Below are 24,144 nucleotides of genomic sequence, written 5' to 3'. Positions count from 1 at the left end.
TCGGCCGACGCGACGAGAAACGCGACAAATTGGCCCCACTCCGGCACGCCCGGTAGGCTTTGCGTCGTTACTCGGCGATAGAACGTGACCGTAATGATCGGTAAAATCCCATGATTTGAGGAAGCTTTGACTATCGAGTCCAACGAAAACGACCTCCTGCTTCCGGAGGGGACGCGATTGCTCCATATTGGACCAATGAAGACAGGGACGACCTCGCTCCAGCGGTCCGCAAGACGGAATCGACGCAATTTGTTGGAGCACGGGGTGCGCTACCCCGGTAAGGCGGTGAACCATCGGGTTCAACTTGGCGCTTTACTCGGATTCAGCGCTTACTTTCATTTGCGAGAAGGGCGAATTAGAACCGACCTCTTAGAGACTGACGAATCTGGTGTTCCGCCACGCGCCGAGTGGGATAAACTTCACGCCGAAATCGAGGCGGATGAGAATAACAGAATATTTATTTCTCATGAGTACCTAAGCCAAATCGACGATGTCGGGGCGAACACTCTTGTGGACGAGCTAGACCCCGACCGAGTGCACGTGGTTATAACACTTCGCTCGCCCGGAGCCATAGCGCCCTCACTGTGGGCTCAAGGTATCAAGGACGACGGGCAGACCCTCACACTCAACGACTGGTTGAATCGGGTATACGGCGATGATCCACAGGACATGCCGGCGCACTTTCGGCGAGCATATGATCAGGGTCAGTTGATCGAGCGGTGGGCTGGAATTGTCGGTGCAGACAATGTCACTGTCGTCATTGTCGATGAAAAGCGACCAAATTTTTTGACGGACACGTTCGAGGCACTACTGGGACTCCCGCCGGGACTACTTGGTAAAAATGACGGGAGTGCCGCGCTTTCAAATCGATCGATGACCGCGGTCGAAGCAGAGTTATTTCGTCGGGTCAATGTTGTATTGCGCGATGAGGAAATCGATTGGTTTACCTATCATAAGCTTGGCCGACTCGGTGCAATGGGACGTGTAGTGAATCATCGCGTGCCGCCGGCCGACGAGCCGCCGGTGCGATTGCCTCAATGGGCCGCTGACCTCGCCCAGCGCGACGGTGAGAAGTTTGCGGAGCACATCGAACGAACCGGAGTCCGAGTAGTCGGAGATCTCGCAAAACTCAAGGCGCCGCCAAAAGTCGGCGCCGACCGTGTTCCCGCCGATCAGGTGCCGTTCGACATCGGCGTGCAGTCGGTCGTGGGCGCGCTGGCGGCGGGCCAGCGTCAAAAGAACGTTGCGGATAAAAAACTTGCAAGTCTCAAGAAGACGACCGCGCCGAAACGGAGTCGTCCTACTAAGAAAGCAGCTGGTAAGCGCGCTCGGCCGTCGGAAACTTACACCACTCGAGAGCTGACCAGAGCTGTAGCCGCACGCCTGAAGCATAAGTTGAAGACAGGACGGTCGAAACCAATCAAATGAATGATGGGAAAACATCGGATCGTGCGCTGGCCTCGCAGCTGGCGTGCGAAGCCGGCGAATTATTGAACGGATTGCGTTCGGACATTGGAGGTGCCGACTACGAGCCGCGCACGCTCAAGGACAGTGGCGATGCCCGCTCGCACGAATTTCTGATGAAGCAGCTTGCCGGTTTTCGGCCGGACGACGCCGTCCTTTCTGAAGAGGGCGCGGACTCGAACGAGCGGCTCTCCGCCGACCGGGTTTGGATTGTCGACCCGCTTGACGGCACGCGGGAGTTTTCCGAGCGCAGCGACGGCGTATGGCGCGACGATTGGGCGGTGCACGTCGCGTTGTGGTCCAAGGCCGACGGGCTGATCGCGGGCGCCGTTGCGTTGCCGGGCCGTGGGCAGGTGTTCGATACTTCGGGTTTCGACTTGCCAAGTGAGCCGGGTCAACGGACTGGCGGAGTCGATGGCGGGACGCTGAAGCTGGCGGCAAGCAGGTCGCACCCACCGAAACTCATCGACGACATTGTCGGCGCGTACGACGTTGACTTGGTGCGCATGGGATCGGCTGGCGTCAAAACAATGTCGGTCATCACCGGTGAAACCGACGCGTATATCCATGCCGGCGGCCAATATGAATGGGACTCTGCAGCCCCGGTTGCGGTGGCACGTGCGCATGGTCTGCACGCGTCGCGGCTCGACGGGACGGACCTGATATACAATCGAGCGGACCCTTGGCTGCCGGATCTGTTTATCTGCCGCCCGGCGCTAGTGCCACGAATTACCGAAATCTTGGCGGCGATGAACCATGAGGAGCATAACGATTGACTAGTAAGACTTTGAGCCAGATAAAGGCTCTCGAAGCTGAAAGCCTGCACATCATGCGTGAGGTTGCAGCCGAGATGCAGCGGCCCTGCCTGCTGTTCTCCGGCGGTAAGGACTCACTCGTGATGTTGGAACTGGCCCGGAAAGCATTCGCGCCGGCGCGGATACCGTTCCCGGTGATGCACGTGGATACGGGGCTGAACTTTCCCGAGGTCATCGCGTTCCGCGACGCCAAGATCGCTGAACTCGGTGCCGAGCTGATCGTCGCAAGCGTCCCGGACGCTATCGAACGCGGCCTGGTCAAGGAGCCCCCGGGTGGATCGCGCAACCAGATCCAGACCCCTGTTTTGCTTGAAGCCGCGGAGAAGCACGGCTTCGATGCCATGTTCGGCGGCGCCCGCCGTGACGAGGAAAAGGCACGAGCCAAGGAACGTGTCTTCTCATTCCGTGACGAGTTCAGCCAATGGGACCCGAAGAGTCAACGTCCCGAAATCTGGAGTCTCTACAACGGCCGCGTCTTCCCTGGGGAGAGTATCCGTGTCTTTCCGCTGTCCAACTGGACGGAACTGGATATCTGGACGTATATCGCCGAGGCCAACGTCGCGGTCCCCGACCTCTACTACGCCAAGGAACGTGAAGTCGTCGACCGTGACGGCATGCTCTTCGCCGTCAACGACTTCATCACGCTGAAGGACGGCGAGAAGTCCGAGGTGCGCAGCGTCCGCTACCGCACCATGGGTGATGCGAACCTGACGGCTGCGGTGCCGTCCACGGCGGATACCGTCGAAAAGGTCGTCGAAGAAATCGAGAAGGTGCGTCTCACCGAACGCGGCGCCACTCGAGGCGACGACAAAGTCAGTGAAGCTGCAATGGAAGAGCGAAAGCGCGTGGGGTACTTTTAACGATGTCTGATCTACTTCGATTTGCCACAGCCGGTTCCGTCGACGACGGCAAAAGCACGCTGATCGGGCGTCTGCTGTTCGACTCCAAAACACTTTTCAACGACCAGTTGGAGTCCGTCGAGGGAGTCAGCCGGCGCCGGGGTGACGAATACACCAACTTGGCACTGTTGACCGACGGCTTGAAAGCGGAGCGCGAACAAGGCATCACCATTGATGTGGCCTACCGTTATTTCGCGACGCCCAAGCGTAAGTTCATTATCGCCGATACTCCCGGCCACGTGCAGTACACGCGCAATATGGTCACGGGTGCGTCGACCGCCAATGCTGCGCTGATCATTGTGGACGTGCGTAACGGAGTCAGCGAGCAAAGCCGACGCCACGCCTTCTTGGCGACGCTTCTTGGCGTGCCGCACATCGTTGTGTGCGTCAACAAGATGGACCTTGTCGACTATTCGGAAGAAGAGTACGAAAAGGTCCGCCGCGACTTTTCCGATTTCGCGACGCGACTGAACATTCAAGATTTGACCTTCGTTCCGGTGTCGGCGCTGAAAGGCGACAACGTCGTCAACAGCAGCGAGAACATGCCGTGGTACGACGGGGCCCCGCTGCTGAGTCAGCTCGAACAACTCTTCGTGGCGAGCGACCGTAACATGCAGGACGTGCGGTTCCCGGTGCAGTACGTGATTCGCCCGCAAACCTCTAACGGAATGGACTACCGCGGGTACGCGGGAACCGTTTCTAGCGGAGTGATGAAGCCCGGCGATCCCGTTCTGGTGCTGCCCAGCGGTTTCGAGACGAAGATCAAGGCAATCGATTCGGCCGACGGTGAACTCGACGAGGCCTATCCGCCGATGTCGGTGACCGTCCGTCTCGAGGACGACATCGACATCAGCCGCGGGGACATGATTTGCCGTCCGCAGAATACGCCGGAAACGACGCAGGATATCGATGCGCGGATTTGCTGGATGGACGAGAAGCAGCCGTTGAACGAGGGCCACAAGTACGCCATCAAGCAGACGACGCGCTGGGCCCGTGCCATCGTGAAGGACGTCATGTATCGCGTCGATATCAATTCGCTACACCGGGACGAGTCCGTCAACGAACTAAAACTGAACGAGATCGGGCGCGTCAAGCTCCGCACCACCCAGCCGTTCTTCACCGACCCGTACGTGCAGAACCCGGAGACCGGATCGTTCATCTTGGTCGACGAGTCGACGAACCGCACAGTGGCAGCCGGGATGATCGGTACGCCGAAGCACGGCTACTGAGCACGGAGGCCAATCCGCGCTTACTGAACCATCGAGGGAGTTCATCTCGTGGCAAAAACTCGTAACGTCGCTGTCATCCTGGCAGGTGGCGTCGGCAACCGTGTCGGGCTGAGCATTCCCAAGCAGCTCATCAAAATTGCCGGCCGCCCCATCATGGAGCACACGCTGGCGATTGTCGATGACCATCCGTTGATCGACGATGTGATAGTCATGATGACTCCGGGGTATTTGGATAACGTGCGTGAGATCGTGCGGAAGAACGACTTCGGCAAGGTCTCGCAGATCCTCGAAGGTGCGGCCAGTCGGAATGACACGACGCAAGCGGCTCTTGCTGCGCTCGGCGATGATGACTGCAACGTCATTTTGCATGACGCTGTTCGGCCCCTGCTTTCGCCGAGAATTATCAGTGATGTGATTGAAGCGCTCGAATTCCGTCAAGCCGTGGACGTGGCTATTCCGTCGGCTGACACGATCATCGAAGTCGACGATCAGGTCGATCCGAATTATCCGGTGATCAAAGATGTGCCGCCCAGGGCTAACCTTCGGCGTGGTCAGACGCCGCAAGCGTTCAAGCTCTCGGCAATTCGCGCAGCATACGAATTGGCCAATGCGGACCCGCGCTTCGTCGCCACCGACGACTGCACCGTCGTATTGCGTTATACGCCGGATGTGCCGGTCGCTGTAGTGCTCGGGGACGACCGCAATATGAAAGTCACCGAGCCGATCGATATCTACATTGCGGATAAGCTCTTTCAGTTGACGAGTGCCGGCGACGGAATCGATAGGTCAGAGCAGGATTACCGTGATGCTTTGACCGGTAAGACCATGGCGATCTTTGGTGGCTCCTACGGGATAGGTGCCGATATTGCGCGTTTGGCTGAAAAATACGGCGCTACGGTGAAGTGCTTTTCCCGATCGTCGACAAATACGCATATCAACAAGCGTGACGATCTCATCAAAGCGCGTGACGAGGTTCTGGCGGAGACTGGGCGGGTCGATTTTGTCGTCAATACGGCGGGTGTCTTGCCTTTGGGGGCACTCAGCGAGACAAGTGACGACACGATTTACGAAGCCACTGAGATCAATTACATAGGCCCGGTTCTGTTGGCGCAGACGTTTTATCCGCAACTCAAAGAATCTGAAGGCGCGCTACTGCTGTTTACGTCCAGCTCGTACACGCGCGGGCGCAGCGGATACAGTCTTTACAGCTCGGCGAAGGCCGCAACAGTCAACCTGACGCAGGCGCTCGCTGACGAATGGTCGGCGGACAAAGTGCGCGTGAACTGCATCAACCCGGAACGGACCGGCACACCGATGCGTACTAAAGCATTCGGCGACGAGGACCCGGCGTCACTGTTGGACTCTGAGACCGTGGCGCACGCGTCGCTTGACATCATGCTGGCGTCGAAGACCGGTCACGTGATCGATGTGCGCAAGGACGACCCCTTGGTCGGACACGCGGAGGGGTCGGGATAACGTCGTGAAGACGTTAAATCATTAGCTTGCTCGACTCGCCGAGGAATCGCTCCACCGCTTTGACACCCTCGTATTCGCCAAGGAAGTATTGTCGGCGACTGTCGCGAAATTCTGAAAGTGGATCATCGCCCAGCATTTCATCCAACGCTGTGGAAAGTGTGTCCGGATCATTATCAATGATGTACGCAGCCTGGGCGGTCGGATATTCCCTGCGGAACTGGTCGGCCGGCAAGTCTTTTGAGACGATTGCATATGGTTTACCGGATTGCATATAGTCCGTTACGACTCCCGAGACGTCGGAAACCATTGCGTCGCTGAGATTCGCTGCACGATCGAACGGCATTTGGCTCGCCGCCGAGATTTCACCCCACATGTGTTTCCGTCCTGTTTTGAGATGATCGGCTTCCAGCAATGCGTTGATTTCGCTCACCAATTCTCGGTGATACCAATAATATTGGCTCGCCGGGTGCGGTCGAAATATGACGCTTGCGCCTCGCTCTAGCAGCGCCGAAACAATTTCCATCCCCCGTGGCAACGAAGAGAATCGAGTAGTCTCACCACGCCAGGTCGGCGCGTAAAGGACTTGAGGCGTGGCCTTGCTAGAAATTCTCGTCGTGTCGTGGTTAATCGTAGACGTCTGCGGCCGTCCGATGATGTGGAATTTGTCGTCGGGTATGTCCACGCCGTGATCTTTGTATCGATCTATTGCTGCTTGTCCTGCAACGAACAAATGATCATATTTTTTATTTCTCTTTGTATAGGTGACTGGCTTATCGCTGTCACCGTGGTGCAGCCAGACGCTTGTCAATTGCTTGTTGGCGATGAACAGGTCATTATCGCTCGAGTTCTGTACGAAGAATGCCACTCGGACCGAGGACGGCGTCACTGCTTGTGCCTCGCTGATACTTCGCCCGGCCGGGCGCACGATCGGTGCATCGATGGTCGCAGCTAGACGTTTGAGCGCAATAGGTCGTGTCGGGAGAATTAGGTAGGGTTTACCGAGCGTGCGTAGGTACCGCTCCCACATCTCGATCTGCAAGGGTGTTCCGCCGCCCGTCGGGATCACAAACTCCGGCTTGAGCGCGTTGACGGCGCGAATCACGCCATATCGCCGTGAATACGCATAGCGCCAAGCGCCGAATAGGTTAGCGCCGACAATCACGACGGTGATCAGCACCGGGATGCAAACCCACAGTGGTGTCACTTCGGTAGCTGCTAAAATCCCGGCGACAGCCACCGAAACCCACAGCACACGAATGAGCCCACGGACGCTGAGCCTCGGACGGTCGGACGGACGCGGAACATTGGGTACGTGGGCTGTCTCGATCTGTTTGACGTCGAGAAATCGTGGCTGAGCGTTCACGAGCCAGCCACAGAGCCCAAGTAGACCCATGCACACCCATTCGAGCGAGGCACCGCTGCTTGCTCGCTGAGCATACAGGCCGCCAAAACCCAGGCAAAGCAGGACAGCGTACGACATGCTCAGGGGCGAATGCCGAGCGATGGAATCGTTCGACTTGCCGACTGCGTCGACAGCCTCCGAAAACCACACGCCGGCGGAGAGCACCAACCCAACGACGAGACCGGCGATCGTGTCCCCCCACGCCAACAGTACGACTGCGGCGACACCTGCGGTTGCGAGTAGCGCTCTCGACGAAAGCGGCGCGGGGAGGAAGCCGCCGAGTAACCAATTGACGGTACGTCGGATTTGGCGTACGAGGGCACCGATGCGGGGGATTTTCATGAATTCATGTCTACCATGCGGCCAATGTGTGATGCGACGGCATGCCGGGCCAACGATGTTGGCCCAGGCGGCAACTGAACCCGTGTCAGATAGCGAGCGCTGTCGTTCCGCCGTTACAATCGACAAGACTCCTATTGACGACATGAAAGCCTGCGATGGCGACGAATGATCACACCGCAAAGCCGCCGCAATCCGCGGCGGCTCTATTTTCGCGTTCGACCATCCTGTCGACGCTTTCGTACTGCGGCGGTGCCTTGGGTGCCTTGCTGGCTGCCTATTTGCCCCTCACGTCGGTGTCCGCCGGGTTTTTTGTCGGCGTCGTTGTCATTGTGCTGGGTCTCCATGTCTTGACGCTCTGGCGGAACAGGTCGAAACTGGGGCATCGAGCAACCGTGAGAGTGCTGTTGGCAGCGTCCGTCGCCGTGAGTTTTGCTCACCAAGGATGGTCGAGTGCTCATCTTTGGATGCCTGCCGTTTCGTGCGCGATATTGGCCACACCGATTGCGTTGGAAAGCATACTCGGCCGCGCGACCGCGAAGAGAAGGGTCTTCGTAGCTCATCTGCCCGGAGTCACTGCGGCAGGTTTGCCACCGCAGCTCGACCGTCCCATCGTTACCGCCTCGGCGGCGATCATTGCGTTTGGCGCGATTACCTCGGTGTACGGGCTGGCACCCGTCTGGTGGCTTGTCGCCGCCGCTGCAATGGATGTCGCGTACGGTGTTATCGCCGCGAAGGTGATAGCGTCCGTGCGGGCCGACATGCGTCTTAAACGTGAGCTGCCCGACGCGGTCCGCGACTACCACCCCGAATTCGTCATCTACAACGCGTTGCCCGATCTCGCTCCGCATCAAGTCATGATGTGGTTGCCGTACTTGGAACGAACCGGACACCGCTTTATCGTCATCTGTCGGAATGAAGGCCCCGCTCGTGCGATCGCCGAATTGACGGATGCTCCGGTAGTCACGCGACGCAGCGTAAAAGATCTGGAAAGCGTGCTCGTCGGAAGCATTAACGCGGTGTTTTACGTCAATGCGTCGTCGGGCAACGGTACTATGGTGCGATATCCGGATTTCAACCATGTATTCCTCGGCCATGGAGACTCCGACAAGCCAACATCCTACAATCCGTTGCACGCCATGTACGACAAGATCTTTGCGGCCGGACCGGCCGCAATTCGCCGGTACGGCGCGCACGGCGTCTTAATCGGCGATGACAAATTTGAAATCGTCGGGCGTCCGCAGCTCGAGTCGGTGGAACGCACGAGCACGCCGATCAAAGAGATCGATTCTCCAGTCGTGTTCTATGCGCCGACGTGGCGTGGTCACGTCGAGGAGACCTTGCTCTATTCGCTCCCGGTCGCGCCGGGAATCATTCGCGCTCTGCTTGCCAGGGGTGCCACAGTGATTTTCCGGCCGCATCCGTTCAGCTACCAATTCCCCGACGACGTCGAAACGATAGCGAAAATCACCGCAATTTTGGAGGAGGACGCGGCGCGAACCGGTCGCAACCATCTCTATGGATCGGCGGCTGAGACGGACCATGACGTCTTTGAACTGACCAATATGTCCGATGCAATGATCTCGGACGTGTCCAGTGTCGTTTCCGATTACCTCTATTCGGGAAAGCCATTCGCCATGGTGGCCGTTAGTGCGCACGGTGCGGATTTCGTCGAACAGTACCCCATTGCCGGCGCCTCGTACGTTCTCGAAGGAGACCTGAGTAACCTCGACGAAGTTTTGGAAGAGCTTCTACGAGAGGATCCTAATCGCAGCCGGCGGCTCGAGATGCGTGCGGACTACCTCGGGGATTTTCCGGACGAAAATTATGGCGGTCATTTCGTGTCCGCCGCGCAACGGATGATTACCACGCCTCGTCGCCACGAGGATGCCGATCTTGACGAGGACACACTGGCGACAGATGCCGAACCGGAGTCGCAGGACGTTGCCATCGCCGGAAATGGCGAAGCATCGGCCGCGGAAACCAACGGCGATACGGGCGATCTTGAAAGCGATGACGCAATCGTCGACTCGCGTTCAATGACATTGACGTTCCGGCGGTTATGGACGCGCTTGGCCGGCCGTACGCTGCTTCCGACGCTGTTTGCCGTGGCCTCCTTGATTCTTCTTATCGTGCCGGCCCCGGTCGTTGCGGTCGTCACAGTGGGCCTGCTGGGTAATGTCGTCCACCTTTATCTGAATCGCCGTGCGCTGAAGTCCCGGCGGCAACTGACCGGGATGCTTCGCGCGGTCAATAGTGCTCGCACGCTTTTGATTTTTGTCTTTGCTCTTGTCTGGACAAGTACCTACGGGTGGTCCTGGGAGGTCATAGCAGGCAGCGCGATCCTCGTGTTCACGTGCGTGATGGAGACCGGGTTACGTAAAGCGTGGGCGGCGACTGGTGTGGAAGCCCGCAACTTGCCGGGGATCGAAACGCGTGGGTTCCAGCCAGTTGATCGTGGTGCAGTGGCGGCCGGCGGATCGGCCGCGACCGCGCTGTGGTGGATCTTTGCCTACTTCGGTGTTGCACCGTTGATCCCATTCATCGTTTCACTATTTCCGCTTGCTTATGGTGTGTTGGTGTACGTCTCAGGCATCATTCGCGGTCGCCGAAGTGCGAACTTGGAAGAACAACTGCCGTCGATTTTGGAGTCGTACGGCGCTGAATTCGCCGTGTATTTCGGCTCTACCATGGGGATCCGCTACCAACTCGGCATGTGGGAAGAATACTTCCAGCGCATCGGCAGGCCGTTCATCGTTGTGACTCGCGACCTGCCGATGATGCGCACGGCCGGACAAGTGACTGAAGCTCCGGTCATTAACAGGCCCACCTTGCGAAGCCTGGAAACTGTCATCACGCCGTCGCTGAAGGTGGCGTTCTACGTCAACAACGCCGGCAAGAATTCGCACTTCATCGAGCGGCGCGAAATGACGCATGTGTGGCTGAACCACGGCGATTCCGAAAAGCCGGCCTGCTTCAATCCGGTCCATGCCATCTACGACTACATCTACGCTGCCGGGCAGGCCGGCATCGACAGATATGCCCGGCACGGCGTCGAGATTCCGCGAGAGAAGTTCAAGATCGTCGGGCGTCCGCAGGTCGAAAAAATCAAGCGGCCGGACGTGCCGATCAGCCGAATGGACGACAAGACGGTGCTGTACGCCCCCACGTGGAAAGGCCCGTACAAGGACACGGAAGTGTATTCGTTGCCGTCGGGTGTGGAAATCGTCTCCGCCCTTCTCGCCCGCGGCTGCACCGTGATCTTCCGGTCACACAGCTTCAATTACCAATTCGCGGAATCACGCGCAATGATCCGCCAGATCGGCGCCTTGCTCGACGCGGACGCGGCACGTACCGGCCGCGAGCACAAATGGGGTACCGTCGCCGAACAGGAGATGTCGTTGATCGACTGTTTCAATTCGTCGGACGCCATGATCGCCGATGTGTCGGCCGTCGTGTCCGATTACCTCCAGTCGGGCAAGCCGCTGGCCATGGTTTCTGTTGGTCGGACACGCAGGCAATTGACGGAGGACGCGCCCGCCTCGAAGGCGTCGTACGTCATCGATGGCGACTTGTCCAACTTGCAGAGCGCCTTGGATGATCTACTCGGCGCCGACCCGTTGGCGCAGGAGCGTGAACAAATGCGTGTGTACTACCTCGGCGATTTCGATCCCGACAGGTACGCCGATGTGTTTTTGCATCAGGCCATCGAGATGATTGACGCCGAACGCGAGCTCGTCTAGCAAATCCGGATGGCGAGACTTCAGCCGTTCGCGGTCCGCCCGGCCGTGCCGAGACCGCTGAGTTGGGTCACTGCCGACACGAAACGGCGTGTGGCGGCACCGGGCGAGCGATCACCGAAATACTCGTCGCGGAGCCGCTCCAAATCTGCATGCAGCGGCGAATTGGGATCGCGCTGATCCTCGGCGGCTGTCAGCACATCGACGACATTGATGGCGGACGTCGCTTCGATACCCGGGACCGCCGCGAGAAGGTCCGACTCTTCGCGGTGCACCGCATCGGACGCCGGCAGGGTGACGAGCATCGGCTTGTCTTGCGCGAGCCAATCATACGCGACGGCCGACACGTCCGTGATGAGATAGTCGGCGGCGTCCAGCTGCCAGCCGTAGGCAGTGCCGTCGGCATAATTCTTCGTGCCCGAGCGCTGCACTTTCGCTGCGATCTCCGCCACCGCGGTTCGGTACGACCGCGACACCGTGCCGCTCGAAGGATGTGGCCGAAAGATCAGATGAAACCGGCCGTCGGCCAGAATCGCATCGACCAACGCCCGCCCGTGGCTGGCAGCCGAGCCGTACGCCATCGACGGCCTATCACCCTCCCAAGTCGGTGCGTACAACACAATTGGTATGCCGTCGCCCTGCCAAGCCCTGACGGTGTCCGGAGCAAGGGGCTGGTTCATATCGTCCGCTTGCGGCCGTCCGACAGCGATGACGCGCTCGGCGGTGTCAAAGAACCGAATTCCCTCCATGCGGCGCTTCGAGGCCTCACCGGCTGCGAGGGCGTAATCGTAGGCCCGCAGCTGATTCGACGAACTTGATCCCTTGTCGGACTCACCGTGGCCGATGAAAATATGCATCGGTGCGCGATAGCGCAAGCACCGGAAGTTCAGCGCATGATTGTTCGGATACAGCACGGCCTTTGTCCCGGGCGCTCCGATCGTCCTTTCAAGGTCCGGCGTGGAAAGCGCCAGCCCCACCGGCAAGCTGACGCGTTTCACCACGTGTCGATACGTGTCGAAATTAGCCACGAGAATGGCTGTCGGCATCGCCTGAGCGAGCGCCTTCAGTGGCGCGAACCATTGGTCGAGCTGGTAGAGATGCGCCGGCCCGTCTGCGAAGAAGACGAAAACCTGTGCCTCCGAGACCCCCGGCGCCGTCAGGCTACGTGCAGCGGTCCGTGACGAACTCACGGACCGCCTCATCTTGGAGACGGCCCGTGAGGGCAGGGTCGGCCGCAAAAAGCTCATTCGGCGTCGATGCTAAAAGACCGAATTGGCATTGTCGAGATCGGACTGGTCATCGACTTCCACTGCATTGAGATCGGAAACGTCAATTGCGGTGAATTGTGCGCCGGAGTTCTTGATCGCGTACTCGATTCCGCCCTCGAAGTACTCTTGATCGTGGACGGCCTCCAAGCCGGTCACGAACGATTCCTTGTCCTTTGACGACACGTAGTTGATGCCCAGAGCCTCGCCGAGACCGCCTACGACCTTCTTTGAAATCTCGTTGATATAGCCGGAATCGTCGAGCGTGTATTTGACCTCTTCCTCAGCCACTGTCGACGTATCCACGATGATGCTTGACTGATCCTTTTCCAAGTTGGGCTTCAACCGGTCGAGAATCGCCGGGTCGAACACGACGTCCGCGTTCATCCACAGCACGCCGTGGCCCGGGTACGAATGTTGGAGTGCCTTGAGAAGGCTCTTCGACGTATTGGTGCGGTCGTAGCGTTCGTTGTAGACGAACGTGGCTTCCGGCGCCGCTTCAAGAATCAGGTCCATTTTGAAGCCCACGACAATCAGGATCTTCACGTCGTCGCCGAACGCGCCTTTCAGTGAGGACAGTTGGCGCGACAGTATAGTTCCGCCGCTGTCCAACTCGGTCAGCGTCTTCGGCAACGGCCGACCGAGACGAGTTCCGAGGCCTGCGGCCAAAATAACTACCTGAAAGTCGGACATGCAACGTCTCCTACGGCTCGCGTGCGATTTGGGACGAAGTAGAGACGAACTCCCACGCCCCCTGGCTCGTCCGCTAGATTAACATGAAGACCCCGGAATCTCGGGCGCATGACGGGCACGCGAACGTGAGGTAACTTCTGATGTCTTCTCTTCTGGCGGGCGCGTTGCGCCTGACCGGCGACATGCGCGACGTGCTCGATCGGCGCAGACTCATCGAGTCGCCCGAGTTCGCCGTGCCGCGCCGCGCTTCGTTCGACGTACTGGTGTATTTCGCCGACCGCCCCAAGAACTTCTACCAAGTCCAACAATGGCTGGCACCGCTGGAAGAACTGGCCAAGACGCACAGCACCGCGATCGTCTGCACCCGCGCCGATACCGCCCGGCTCGTGCGCGAGCGGACACTTCTACCGATCGTGCTGCTTGATGGCGCCGGCCGCGATGCGCGGTTGGCCCGAACCCAGCAGCCGAAAGTCGTCCTCTACCTCAATCACAACAACCTGAATTTCCGTCCGCTTCGATTCGTCCGCCCGCTGCATGCCTTCATCAGCCATGGCGAATCGGACAAGATCTTCATGTCGTCCAATTTGCTCAAGGCGTTCGACTTCAATTTCGTTGCGGGACAGGCTGCCAAAGATCGGCTCGCGAGCAATCTGTTCGACTACGACGTCGAAGCCCGGGCCATTGCTATCGGCCGGCCGCAACTCGACTGGCCGTCGCGCGCACCCGAGCTGCCGGACGACGACCGTCGGGTCGTTCTGTACGCGCCTACCTGGGAGGGGTACCGGCCCACAATGCGCTACAGCTCGGTTGTCTCGCACGGCGAGTCAATTGTCGAAGGGCTCGTCCGGGATGCGCGATACCGCGTCATTTACCGGCCGCATCCGCTGACCGGGACGGTGCTGGCCGCATTCCGGCACGCCGACCAGCGGATCCGTGACCTAGTCGCCGCAGCGAACGACAGCGATCAGGCCGCTTGTCACCTGGTGGACGAGTCGTCATTCGGATGGCAGCTGCAGTCCGCCGATATGATGATCAGCGACATCTCCGCCGTGGCCTACGATTGGCTTGCCACCGCGAAGCCCCAGGTGCTCACGCTTCCGGTGGACGAGTCCGCGTCGACCGATAACACGGTCTTGCTCAGTCGGCTTCCGAAACTTGACGTTCGCAACGCCCCGACGATCGTGGACGTCGTCGATTCCTTCCTGGACGACTCCGGCGTTCACGAGCAGATGATCCTTATCAGCAACTACTACTACGGCGACTCCGCACGAGGAACGGCGACGCGGAAATTCATAGACGCCATCGACCGGCTCGCTGGCTACTACGACCAGCAGCCGTCCGGCGACTCCGGCCATACCGCACGGCTTGAGACCGCGGTTGGCGATGCGACCCGACGTATTGCCGACAAACTTGTCGAGCACACGTCCGGGCAGCGGACCATCTCCCGTCAAGGGCCGGCTCTCGACTCGACTACCGCCCAGTTCGTCGTGAACTTCCACGCGACCGACGATCGTGGCTTGGAGACGATGGCCGCCCGACTGCCCGCGCTGGAGCAACTGCATCGCGAGCGAGGCATCGCGTTTATGGTGAGCAACACTCGGGCGCTGGAGTACGTCCGCGACGTTTGCTCCTTGCCGTGTTTCCTCGTCTACGGCGCCGCCGATCCCGAACATCTGGTTCGCACGGTGGGCGCCCGTGTCGTCCTGCATCTCGAACAATCGGAGCTCAACTTCCGAGAAACCGGCATCCACGACGTTGCGCACGTGTTTATCGGCTCGGAATCGGGTCGAGACTGGCTGGACAACAGGCTGCGCGTTTACGACAGCGTCCTCGTGCCCGGCGACGACGATGGAGCCCGAATCGCCGAAACGGTGCGGGGCTTCGCCGGCTCCGGCAAAGTGCGCGTCGTCGGCGTCGACGGGCGTTTCGACGACGCGCAGGTGGTCGATACGTTGACCCGGGTAGCGGACGGTGTCGTGTCGTTGCGGGCTAAGCGGGACGAACGTCGCCGGGAGATTGCAGATCGGATCGCCCGCGAATTCGACGCGGACGGCCGGGCATAGTATGGGAAAATTCGATTTCCGAACCGGTAATTTGCGTAAGCTCCTCTCGGCCCCGATGTACGCGGCCGGCTACGCGGCCACGCGGGTTATTCCGCGCGACAATCGCCGGTGGGCGTTCGGGCAGGCTACCGGCGTCGGCGCCGGTGCGCTTGCGCTTTATGACGAAGTTCGGCGCAGCGCGCCGGGGATGCGCACGGTGTGGCTTGTTGACAATCAGGCCGATTTCGACGACTGCCGGCGTCGAGGCATCGCGGTGGTTTGGAAAAACACGGTGCGCGGATTTTGGCAGACGGCACGCTCGCGGGTGGTCGTGGTGACGCACGGGTTCGGCGACGCGAACCGCTTTGGCGTATTCGGAGCGTTCATCGTCCAACTTTGGCATGGAACTCCGCTGAAGCTGTTGCACCTCGACTCGCCGGCCACCATGCACGTGACTGCGCTCGAACGCTTTAGCCCCGTCGTCCGTCTGCTGCGGGAATCCTATACGCGAGCCGGCAAGCAAATCGGCATGTTCGTTGCTGCCTCCGATGAGGCCGCGAGCCGATTCAAGACCGGGTTCGCGCTGCGTGACGATCAAGTAGCCGTGACGGGCGATCCGCGCATGGACAGGCTTTGCCATGCCGATAGCCCGGCAGTTCGGCACGACGCCGAATCGCGGCTCGTGGACACGCTCGGCTTGGAGGCGGTCCCCAGAGGCGGCTTCCTCATGTACGCGCCGACATGGCGAGATGGTGCCGACAATCCGAAAACGCTCTCGGGCGCCGGCAGAGCGCGCCTGGAGAGCTATCTGGCACGTAGCGACACGGTACTCATCGTGCGCTCTCATCGCCTTGGTTCCGACCCGAACTTTGTAGACGAAGCCTTCGAAGGGTCGCGGGTACGGTTCCTTCCCGAAACGGAAGTCAAAGACGTGATCGAAGTGCTGGGAGCAGTGGACGTTCTGATCACCGACTATTCGGCGGTCGTCTTCGACTTCTCGGCCACCGGCCGCCCCATCATCTTCTTGGCCCCGGACCTGGAGAAGTATTCAAGACTTCGGGGACTGTACGAAGACTACGGAGCCTTCACCGGCGGTGACTACGCGACCACATGGGACGACGTCGTCGTCCGACTCGAGAAGCTCGACGGTGCGGAAGAGGAACGTGCCAAGGCGCGAACTCGGGGGATACGCTCACGTTTTCAAGCGTTCGACGACGGCGGGAACACCCGTCGTGTAGTCGACGAGATTCGACGCCGTCTGGGTTAATGATGCCGGCTGGTGTCGACGACGTGCTTGGCGCCGCGCAACGCCCCGCCGATGAAGCCAAGGCCCCAGCTGAGGTGCATGGTGGGCAGTACGGCGACCAAGCAGCCTCGCGCCTTAACGCTCAAGCCGCGCGCCAAGAGCCCCGCCATGAGCACGCCGAGAATGTAAATCGCCGTTGGTAGCTCGATGACGGCCAGCACGATACCGACCCACGTGGGAAGCAGTCCGAGAGTGGACAGTTGCACGATCAGTGCGACGACGGCCGAGCCGATCGCCACGACAAGGGCGGGCGGCGCAAAATAGCGCAGCGAGTTGCGCATGCCGAGCCTGCGGAACAGTTCACCCCGCCAGCCTCCGGTGGCGTGGAACTGCCGGACCAGCTTGTTCCACGTCGTCCGCGGCCAATACGTGACCCGCAGTTTGGGCGTGAAGAGCACTGTGCCGCCCGCTTCGCGAAGGCGAAGGTTCAATTCCCAGTCTTCGCCGCGTCGAATCGTTTCATCGAACCCGCCGACCCGGCGCAGCGCGTCTCGCCTGAAGACGCCGAGATACGCCGATTCGGCTGGCCCTTCTTCGGCCCCCACATGGTAGGAGGCACCGCCGATACCGACCCTTGAGGTATACGCGTATGCGACAGCCTGTTGAAACGGCGTCTCTCCTTGCGCGTCCATCAGCCCGCCGACGTTGACGGCACCGGTGCGCATGAGCGTGTCGACCGCCTGCTTGGTGTAGTCGGACGCCAGCTCGGAATGGGCGTCGACTCGGACGATCACGGGGTGCCGGCTTGCTTCGATGGCCAGATTCAAGCCGATCGGAATGTCCCGGCCGGGGTTGTGCACGATTCGGATAGCCGCATTGGCCTTGTTCAGCACCTCGACGATCCTGTCGGTGCCGTCCGTGCAAGGACCGAGAGCGAGGATGATCTCCTTCTCGCCCGGATAGTCCTGGGCGAGCACTGTCGTGACCGACCGCTCGATGTATTTCGCCTCGTTGAGCACCGGCATGATGTAGGACACGCCGAGCTGCGAATCGGGATGGGTCGCCGACGGCTGAGGTAGATCGGCCAGGCTCATATCCGACGGGACCCTTACGTAGCTGCGGTTTCTTCCATAGTAGGTGAGTGGTGCGGTCGGATGGGCGACGAACGCGCCGACCGCACGGTCACGAGCGGTCAGGAGCTGTTGTTGGGCGGTTTCGACTTTGCCTTGTTCTCAAGATCGATCTTGCGCTGAACGGATGCGAGAGGATGCAACCCAAAACGGCGGCGAGCGAGCATCCACATGGCCGGCGCAATCAAGAGGACTGCAATGAGAAGGACGATCGTGGACGTATTCCCGAGGCCGAGCATCTTCAGGCCGGATCCCAGCAGTACGAACGCGAGTGCACGGCGTACGACGCCGCCGGCCAGGACTGCGGCCAGCTTCGAACCGATGAGGACACCGGGGACGCTGCCGATAATGAGCGGTACTGCGACGCCCCATTGCAGGTCACCGAAGAATGCGTGCCCGACTGCGGCCGCGATCACCAGCGGAACGGCCTGGGCGAGATCGGTGCCGACGAGCTGGCTGGCGCGAAGACCCGGGTAGATCACCATGAGGCCAATGATGATGATGGATCCGGACCCCACCGAGGTGAGCCCGACCAGCAGCCCGCCGATGACGCCCAGCATGATCGTGGGAAGTGGGCGGATCGGCATGCTGGGACGCGCACGGGGAAGCGGTGGGCCGGAGCCGCTGCGGGAGCGGGCATGTTCGAGGAGTCGAAGATATGCCCGCACGACCAGCAGGATCGCCGAAAGCAGTAGTGCCACGCCCAGCGCGGTTTGGATGAAATTCTGGACGGTGTCGCTGGTGCCGAGCAGCTTTAATATGAGGACGCCGCAAAATGCCGCAGGCACCGATCCGATGATGAGCCACTTGACGATCTGCAGGTTGGACGTCTTTTGCCGGAGGTGCATAAAGGAGCCGACGGGCTTCATAACAGCGCTTGATAACAAGTCGCTTGAAACCGCCGCCAGCGGGGGCACGTTGAAAAAGAAAACCAGGATCGGCGTCATCAATGCGCCGCCGCCCATCCCGGTCAGTCCGACGCAAATACCGACACCGAAAGCGGCAATCGCCATGGTGACATCCATACCCGGATTATTTTGCCACACGGCCAGCGAACCCGCCGGTTCACACTAGCGTGAGCGGGCAGCTCGATTCGTCACCTTACGCCCCATTCTGTTCGCCCAGCGGCGGCCGCGAACGAAAAGCGATACATCGAGTCGTTTCAGGGCCGTTGCCTGCCGATCGAGAATTTTGGCTTGCGCGGCGAGTTGGGATCGCGCTTCCTTCAATTCTTTCTCAAGCGAGCTGATTTTCTTCTCGATTGCGCTCGGCGGAGGAGATTTGGGCGTGTGCGGCAGGTCGTATTTGAATGCGAATTTCGTCCGTTTGGCGTCTATCGCTTTACCCTGTCGAAGCCAACGCAGCCTCGACATGACCTCACGCCGTCCTGGCGCTCCCGGCGCCAGCACCGGATGAACCATCGGGGGCAGATCAGCCGCTGCCAGCTTGTCGTCGAACTCCGTGGACTCGTTGCCGGGTTGATAGATGTGGGCGAGGTCGTTCTTTTCCAAGAATGCCGTGAACCTGTCGAACGTTTCAGGAAGTCTGGCGTTAAACCGTGAATAGTCGCATTCGGCGAGCAAATCTGCGGCATCGGTCGTTGCCGATACGTCGTAGATGCGCTTGTACGGTATCGCGTGATAGTCGGCCAGTTCCTGGGTGCGCGAATCGTGTGCTAAAAGCATGGCGGGCGTGCCGGCGAGGATCGACGAAATTGTGCCGTGGATCCGTGTGCCGAAGGAGAATTCAAAGTCTTGAAGAAAGTCAATCCATGTGCGGGGGTCGAGCGGGAAACGCATGCGGTCGGCCGTGTACAGGGGGTGATCGATATGGATGGGTCGCCGTTTGTCGGGAATCGTTGCGGGGTTTTCGCCCCACAGCATGGTGAGCAGATCCGTGTCGTTCTGCGGAATGTAAATGAGATTCGGGTATCGGTTTGTGTGGCGTTCCACAACCGCCGCCATCTGCTTCACGTACGGAGAGACGCTCATCGCAATGCGGCTGTCGGAGTCCAATGACGTTGGCTTGACGGATACAGCCGGGTTCCTGCCGCGTAAGAAGATGGAGGGACACCCGATGACGTCAACGTGTCGTTCGTCAAAACCCAAGCCGGCCAGGTACTCCGCGGTCAGTTCTCCGCGCACCCCTACGCTCGCCGATCTGTCGAGCACTGCCTTCATGAACGCTTTGACGTCGTCGGCAATCGGGTCGTTTTGGCGCGTGGCGTCGCTGAGCTCGTGCTGGCTGCCGACGCCGACGACAGTCACCGGGATGTCGAGCCCGGAGATCACACGAGTCAGCCTTTGCAGGTTCGCTTGGAAACTCGGACGGAATGCGTTCGCCAGCGGGATGACGAAGTGGTCGAACTCGGAGTTGATACGGCGAATGAGCTTCTCGTCGATTCCTTCGCGGCCCGTGTTGTAGTTGTTCGGTACGATCTCCGTCCCCGGAACACTCAACATCCGATGGACCGACTGCCCGAACAGCAGATTGCCCGCGTTGGTGGCGATCACGCTACGGGTGAGGACCGCTTCGGCCGAGACCGACACCCATGGATTTTTCGCAGAACGGAGCAAAATTCGCGGCATAGGAATCCTTAAGTGCGCAAAAAGGGGTAATGAGTCCAGCTTAGGCGAATCGGCACCGTCGTCCGAATTTGCTCAACGTGATAAATACGACTCGCCGAACTTGTTGCGTCGGTGGGATGCGGGCGAATAGCCAGCATGACGGGTAGGATAGCGTATCGCGCACCCCGTAGTTGTTTTTCTCGGGCACCGGCAGAAACGTGATTACCCCATGGTCGCGGGCCGGAAAATGGGGCGTGCTCCACCGTCTTGGGAGAAAAATGCAAAAGTTGTATAGGCACCGTCTCGTGGCACTGGGCGGCGTCGCGTGTCTTTCATTTTCGATGATCGGGCTCGCTCCGCTCGCCGAAGCTGCGCCGTCGCCAACCGTCGGGACATCGTCGTCACCCGATGCTGAAAGTTTTGTCCACGACACAATGGGATCGACCATCCGAGCAAATGACCCGAACTATTCGCAGTCGCGCTCGATGGCACCGCGAGCCTTGTCGAGGATGGCGACTCCGAGTGGGACCCGAGGAATCGATGTCAGCCACTGGCAGGGCAACATCAACTGGAGCAAAGTGTCGTCGAACGTGAAGTTCGCGTACATCAAGGCCACCGAGTCGACCACCTATACCGATCCGCAGTTCAACGACAACTACATTGGCGCGTACAAACAAGGCATCATCCGTGGCGCCTATCACTTTGCGCTACCGAACAAGTCGTCCGGCGCTGCCCAAGCGAACTACTTCGTCAAGAACGGCGGGGGTTGGTCGTCCGACGGCAAGACCCTTCCGCCGCTCCTCGACATGGAGTACAACCCGTACGGCAACACGTGCTACGGCTTGTCCGATTCGCAGATGGTGTCGTGGGTAAAGAGCTTTGTGAACCGGATGAAGAAGCTCACCGGCCGACCGCCTGCGATCTACACCACCACCGACTGGTGGAAGACGTGCACCGGCAACAGCTCCAAGTTCAGTTCCAGCCCACTGTTCATCGCGCGTTACAACTCAACAGTCGGCACGCTGCCCAACGGCTGGAACTTTCAAACGTTTTGGCAGTATTCGGACTCGGACAACCCGCCGAATTACCCCGGTGACCAGGACGTGTTCAACGGGTCGGCAAAGCAGCTGCAGCAACTGGCGAAAGGAAGTAAGTCCAAGCCGAAGCCGAAGCTGGGTATGAAGAAGCGTGTGCGGATCGGTCGGAGCGGATGGAACCAGTACACCAAGCTGTTCGGCCCCGGCGATTTCAACAGCGACAAGAAAGCCGATCTCCTCGCCGTCAAGCAAAGTGACACGTCACTTCGCTTCTATGCAGGCACGGGTAACGCGGCACAGGGCGGCGGCCACAAAAAGCGCGTGCGGCTGAGCAAAAAAGGGTGGACGAAGTTCTCGCATTTCGTGCCGGTTGGCGACTTCAACGGCGACGGGAAGAACGACTTCCTCGTGGTCAAGAAGCACGGCGGATCTTTGTGGCTCTATGCCGGCACCGGTAGAGCCGGTGCGAAGGCCAACGGATACAAGCCACGCGTGCAGTTGAGTAAAAAGGGTTGGAACAAATTCTCGGAATTCGTGCCGGTCGGAGATTACAACGGCGACGGGAAGAACGACTTCCTCGTCGTCAAGCGAGATGACGGCTCGCTGTGGTTTTATGCCGGCACCGGGAGAGCCGGCAAAAGAGCCAAGGGATACAAGCCTCGGGTGAGATTGAGCAAGACTGGATGGAACAAGTTTTCCCAAATCGAAGGCGTCGGCGATTTCAACAGCGACGGAAAGAATGACTTCGTTGTCGTGATGAAGTCCACCGGGGCGCTGTGGTTTTATGCGGGCACGGGTAAGGCCGGCCCTAAGGCCAAGGGGTACAAGAAGCGCGTCCGACTCGGAAAGAGTGGGTGGGATCAGTACTCGAAATTGCTAGGCGTCGGCAACTACGGCGGCAATAGGCACCCGGACCTGATTGCCCGAAAGAAGGACGGCTCGCTCTGGTTCTATGCCGGTATCGGGAACTCGGGCCAACGCTGATTCCAGCAATGTCGGTTCTCGGCCCTAGGCCAGCCACGCCGTCGTGTCCGGCGGAAGCATGCCGGCCCGTAGCGGACCGCTGACGACAGCCACGTCTCCGCCGGGAAGCGTGATCGGCTCCGAACCGAAGTTCGTCACGCATCGCCAACCGCCCGGCCTGGTGAAGTGCACGACCTCCGGAGCATCGTCCACCCAGTTGAGAGTTTCATCAGTCTGGAGTCGGTGGCGCAGGTTCAGGGCCCGTCGGTAAAGGGCGAGCGTCGATTCGAGGTCCGATTCCTCGGCTTCGACCGAATAGGCGCCGAACCACGATGGCTGCGGCAGGTGTGCGCCGGTATCACTGAACCCGAACGCTCGTCCGTCTCGCGTCCACGGCAACGGCACCCGGCAGCCGTCACGCCCCTTCTCCGCGCCCCGGCTGCGGAAGAACACCGGATCGGCCCGGGCGTCGTCCGGAATCTCGCCAACCTCCTGAAGACCGAGCTCCTCACCCTGATAGATATAGGCCGACCCGGGGAGCGCCAGCATGAGCAGTGTCGCGGCCCGTGCCCGCCGCAGGCCGAGCGCCCCGTCCAACGTCGGAGCGTCATCGCCGCCGAGCAGCCACTGCTTGCCGCGCTCGCGCGGATCGCCGTGATCGCCGGCCACGGACGTGAGCCCGTACCGGGTGGCATGTCGGACGACGTCGTGGTTGGACAGCACCCACGTCGATGACGCTCCGGAGTCGCGAGCTTCGGCCAGATTCTTGGTGATGATCGTGCGGAACTCGTCCGGTGACCACTCGGCTTCGAGCAAGTCGAAATTGAACGCCTGGCCGAGCCCGTCCGGGCTGGCGTAGCGGGCGCGGCGGTCGGCATGCACCCATGCTTCGGCGACGGCGGTCCGCGGCGGATCGTATTCGTTGAAGACCTTGCGCCATTCGGCGTAGATCTCGTGCACATCGTCCCGATCCCAGAGCGCATTCGACCCGTCGTGCCGGTCGTTCGACTCGTCCAGCATCGCCTTCGTGGGCAACGGATCGCTCAAGTCTTTGGCCAGCCCGTGTGCCACATCGACCCGGAAACCATCGACGCCGCGGTCGGACCAGAAACGCAGTGTCGTCAGGAAGTCGTCGCACACTTCCCGGTTGTTCCAGTTCAGATCGGGCTGTTCGGGCGCGAACAAGTGCAGGTACCACTGGCCGTCGTCCACGCGTTGCCAGGCACTGCCGCCAAAGTTCGCCTCCCAGTCCGTCGGCGGAAGAGAGCCGTCGGACCCGGCGCCGTCGCGGAATATGTAGCGGTCGCGGGCCGGTGACCCCTTGGGGGAGGCTAGGGCTTCGCGGAACCACTCGTGCCGATCGGAGGTGTGGTTCGGCACGATGTCGACGATGAGCTTGAGGCCGGCTTCGTGCAGCGCTGCCGACATGGCATCGAAATCGGCAAGGGTGCCAATCTTCGGATCCACGTCGCGATAGTCGTCGACATCGTATCCGCCGTCCGCCAGCGCGGACGGGTAGAACGGGCTGAGCCAGACGGCATCGATACCCAGCGACTTCAGATAGGGCACGCGGGAGGTAATGCCCTTCAAGTCCCCGATTTCGTTGCCGTCGGTATCGGCGAAGCTACGCGGATAAATCTGGTAGACGGCGGCCTGTCGCCACCAGGTGGCACCGTCGCCGGCCGGCTGAGCCGCCGCGGCTGTTGAAGGCTGAGTCGAGGTCGTGCGCATGCTAGTCAAGTGCGGAGTCGCCTTCGGGTATAAGGGAGGTGGTCTATCGCACGTTGATTCTGTCAGATTCGCATCGCGCGGCGCTACTGATCTCTTGGTCGCGTAG

The 24,144-nt window shown here is 60.1% G+C and carries 16 protein-coding genes; 9 read left to right on the top strand and 7 right to left on the bottom strand.

Translation table 11 applies throughout. The annotated features are described in order from the left end of the window. The first annotated feature begins 195 nt into the window (after positions 1 to 195). Genes BJY26_RS03705 through BJY26_RS03685 form a run of 5 tightly spaced genes read left to right on the top strand, consistent with a single transcriptional unit; the run spans position 196 to position 5,883 of the window. Entirely contained in the window at positions 196 to 1,428 is a 1,233-nt protein-coding gene (locus BJY26_RS03705) for a hypothetical protein (RefSeq protein ID WP_179425794.1), read from the top strand. Next, positions 1,425 to 2,240 carry an inositol monophosphatase family protein gene (locus BJY26_RS03700; RefSeq protein WP_179425792.1) on the top strand — a complete coding sequence of 272 codons (816 nt, stop codon included), beginning with the start codon at positions 1,425 to 1,427 and terminating at the stop codon, positions 2,238 to 2,240. Before BJY26_RS03705 ends, BJY26_RS03700 begins: the two co-directional genes overlap by 4 nt. A gap of 53 nt (positions 2,241 to 2,293) precedes the next feature. Further along, entirely contained in the window at positions 2,294 to 3,139 is an 846-nt protein-coding gene (cysD, locus tag BJY26_RS03695) for a sulfate adenylyltransferase subunit CysD (protein ID WP_237249020.1), read from the top strand. Positions 3,140 to 3,141: 2 nt separating this feature from the next. Continuing rightward, positions 3,142 to 4,407: a sulfate adenylyltransferase subunit CysN gene (gene cysN / locus BJY26_RS03690; RefSeq protein ID WP_179425788.1), complete on the top strand. Its 1,266-nt coding sequence runs from the start codon at positions 3,142 to 3,144 to the stop codon at positions 4,405 to 4,407. Between the two features lie 48 nt (positions 4,408 to 4,455). Next, positions 4,456 to 5,883: a bifunctional cytidylyltransferase/SDR family oxidoreductase gene (locus tag BJY26_RS03685; protein ID WP_179425786.1), complete on the top strand. Its 1,428-nt coding sequence runs from the start codon at positions 4,456 to 4,458 to the stop codon at positions 5,881 to 5,883. Between the two features lie 13 nt (positions 5,884 to 5,896). Here BJY26_RS03685 and BJY26_RS03680 read toward each other — a convergent pair whose 3' ends face one another. Further along, the gene (locus tag BJY26_RS03680) at positions 5,897 to 7,627 is read right to left on the bottom strand and encodes a CDP-glycerol glycerophosphotransferase family protein (RefSeq protein ID WP_179425784.1); all 1,731 of its coding nucleotides are present in this window, start codon (positions 7,625 to 7,627) and stop codon (positions 5,897 to 5,899) included. 155 nt (positions 7,628 to 7,782) lie between these two features. Here BJY26_RS03680 and BJY26_RS03675 point away from each other — a divergent pair, with 155 nt between their 5' ends. Then, positions 7,783 to 11,367, top strand: coding sequence for a CDP-glycerol glycerophosphotransferase family protein (locus BJY26_RS03675; RefSeq protein WP_179425782.1), 3,585 nt, complete (start codon positions 7,783 to 7,785; stop codon positions 11,365 to 11,367). 20 nt (positions 11,368 to 11,387) lie between these two features. Here BJY26_RS03675 and BJY26_RS03670 read toward each other — a convergent pair whose 3' ends face one another. Both BJY26_RS03670 and BJY26_RS03665 read right to left on the bottom strand, forming a co-directional pair. After that, complete coding sequence (locus tag BJY26_RS03670) at positions 11,388 to 12,554, bottom strand: CDP-glycerol glycerophosphotransferase family protein (RefSeq protein ID WP_179425780.1); 1,167 nt, start codon at positions 12,552 to 12,554, stop codon at positions 11,388 to 11,390. A gap of 69 nt (positions 12,555 to 12,623) precedes the next feature. Beyond that, entirely contained in the window at positions 12,624 to 13,322 is a 699-nt protein-coding gene (locus BJY26_RS03665) for a phosphocholine cytidylyltransferase family protein (protein ID WP_179425778.1), read from the bottom strand. A 140-nt stretch (positions 13,323 to 13,462) separates the two neighbouring features. Here BJY26_RS03665 and BJY26_RS03660 point away from each other — a divergent pair, with 140 nt between their 5' ends. Further along, positions 13,463 to 15,385: a CDP-glycerol glycerophosphotransferase family protein gene (locus BJY26_RS03660; protein ID WP_179425776.1), complete on the top strand. Its 1,923-nt coding sequence runs from the start codon at positions 13,463 to 13,465 to the stop codon at positions 15,383 to 15,385. Position 15,386: 1 nt separating this feature from the next. After that, positions 15,387 to 16,631 carry a CDP-glycerol glycerophosphotransferase family protein gene (locus BJY26_RS03655; protein WP_179425774.1) on the top strand — a complete coding sequence of 415 codons (1,245 nt, stop codon included), beginning with the start codon at positions 15,387 to 15,389 and terminating at the stop codon, positions 16,629 to 16,631. On the opposite strand, the gene BJY26_RS03650 is transcribed toward BJY26_RS03655, so the two are convergent. The 3 genes from BJY26_RS03650 to BJY26_RS03640 form a co-directional block, all read right to left on the bottom strand. Beyond that, a complete protein-coding gene (locus tag BJY26_RS03650; RefSeq protein ID WP_179425772.1) occupies positions 16,628 to 17,704 on the bottom strand; it encodes a glycosyltransferase family 2 protein in 1,077 nt (358 codons plus the stop codon). The genes BJY26_RS03655 and BJY26_RS03650 overlap by 4 nt on opposite strands. A 98-nt stretch (positions 17,705 to 17,802) precedes the next feature. Next, entirely contained in the window at positions 17,803 to 18,753 is a 951-nt protein-coding gene (locus tag BJY26_RS03645) for a sulfite exporter TauE/SafE family protein (RefSeq protein ID WP_179425770.1), read from the bottom strand. A 57-nt stretch (positions 18,754 to 18,810) separates the two neighbouring features. Next, positions 18,811 to 20,289 (bottom strand): polysaccharide pyruvyl transferase family protein, encoded by a 1,479-nt coding sequence (locus BJY26_RS03640; RefSeq protein WP_179425768.1) that lies wholly within the window; start codon positions 20,287 to 20,289, stop codon positions 18,811 to 18,813. A gap of 527 nt (positions 20,290 to 20,816) precedes the next feature. On the opposite strand from BJY26_RS03640, the gene BJY26_RS03635 reads away from it, so the two are divergent. Next, positions 20,817 to 22,328 carry a GH25 family lysozyme gene (locus BJY26_RS03635; RefSeq protein WP_237249018.1) on the top strand — a complete coding sequence of 504 codons (1,512 nt, stop codon included), beginning with the start codon at positions 20,817 to 20,819 and terminating at the stop codon, positions 22,326 to 22,328. 24 nt (positions 22,329 to 22,352) lie between these two features. Here the strand turns inward: BJY26_RS03635 and BJY26_RS03630 are convergent, their stop codons facing one another. Then, positions 22,353 to 24,038 carry a glycoside hydrolase family 13 protein gene (locus BJY26_RS03630; protein WP_179425764.1) on the bottom strand — a complete coding sequence of 562 codons (1,686 nt, stop codon included), beginning with the start codon at positions 24,036 to 24,038 and terminating at the stop codon, positions 22,353 to 22,355. Positions 24,039 to 24,144: the final 106 nt, after the last annotated feature.

Source organism: Spelaeicoccus albus (assembly GCF_013409065.1).
Classification (GTDB): domain Bacteria; phylum Actinomycetota; class Actinomycetes; order Actinomycetales; family Brevibacteriaceae; genus Spelaeicoccus; species Spelaeicoccus albus.
The sequence above is the reverse complement of the archived record's forward strand: the minus strand, read 5'-3'. Positions and strand labels throughout refer to the sequence as shown.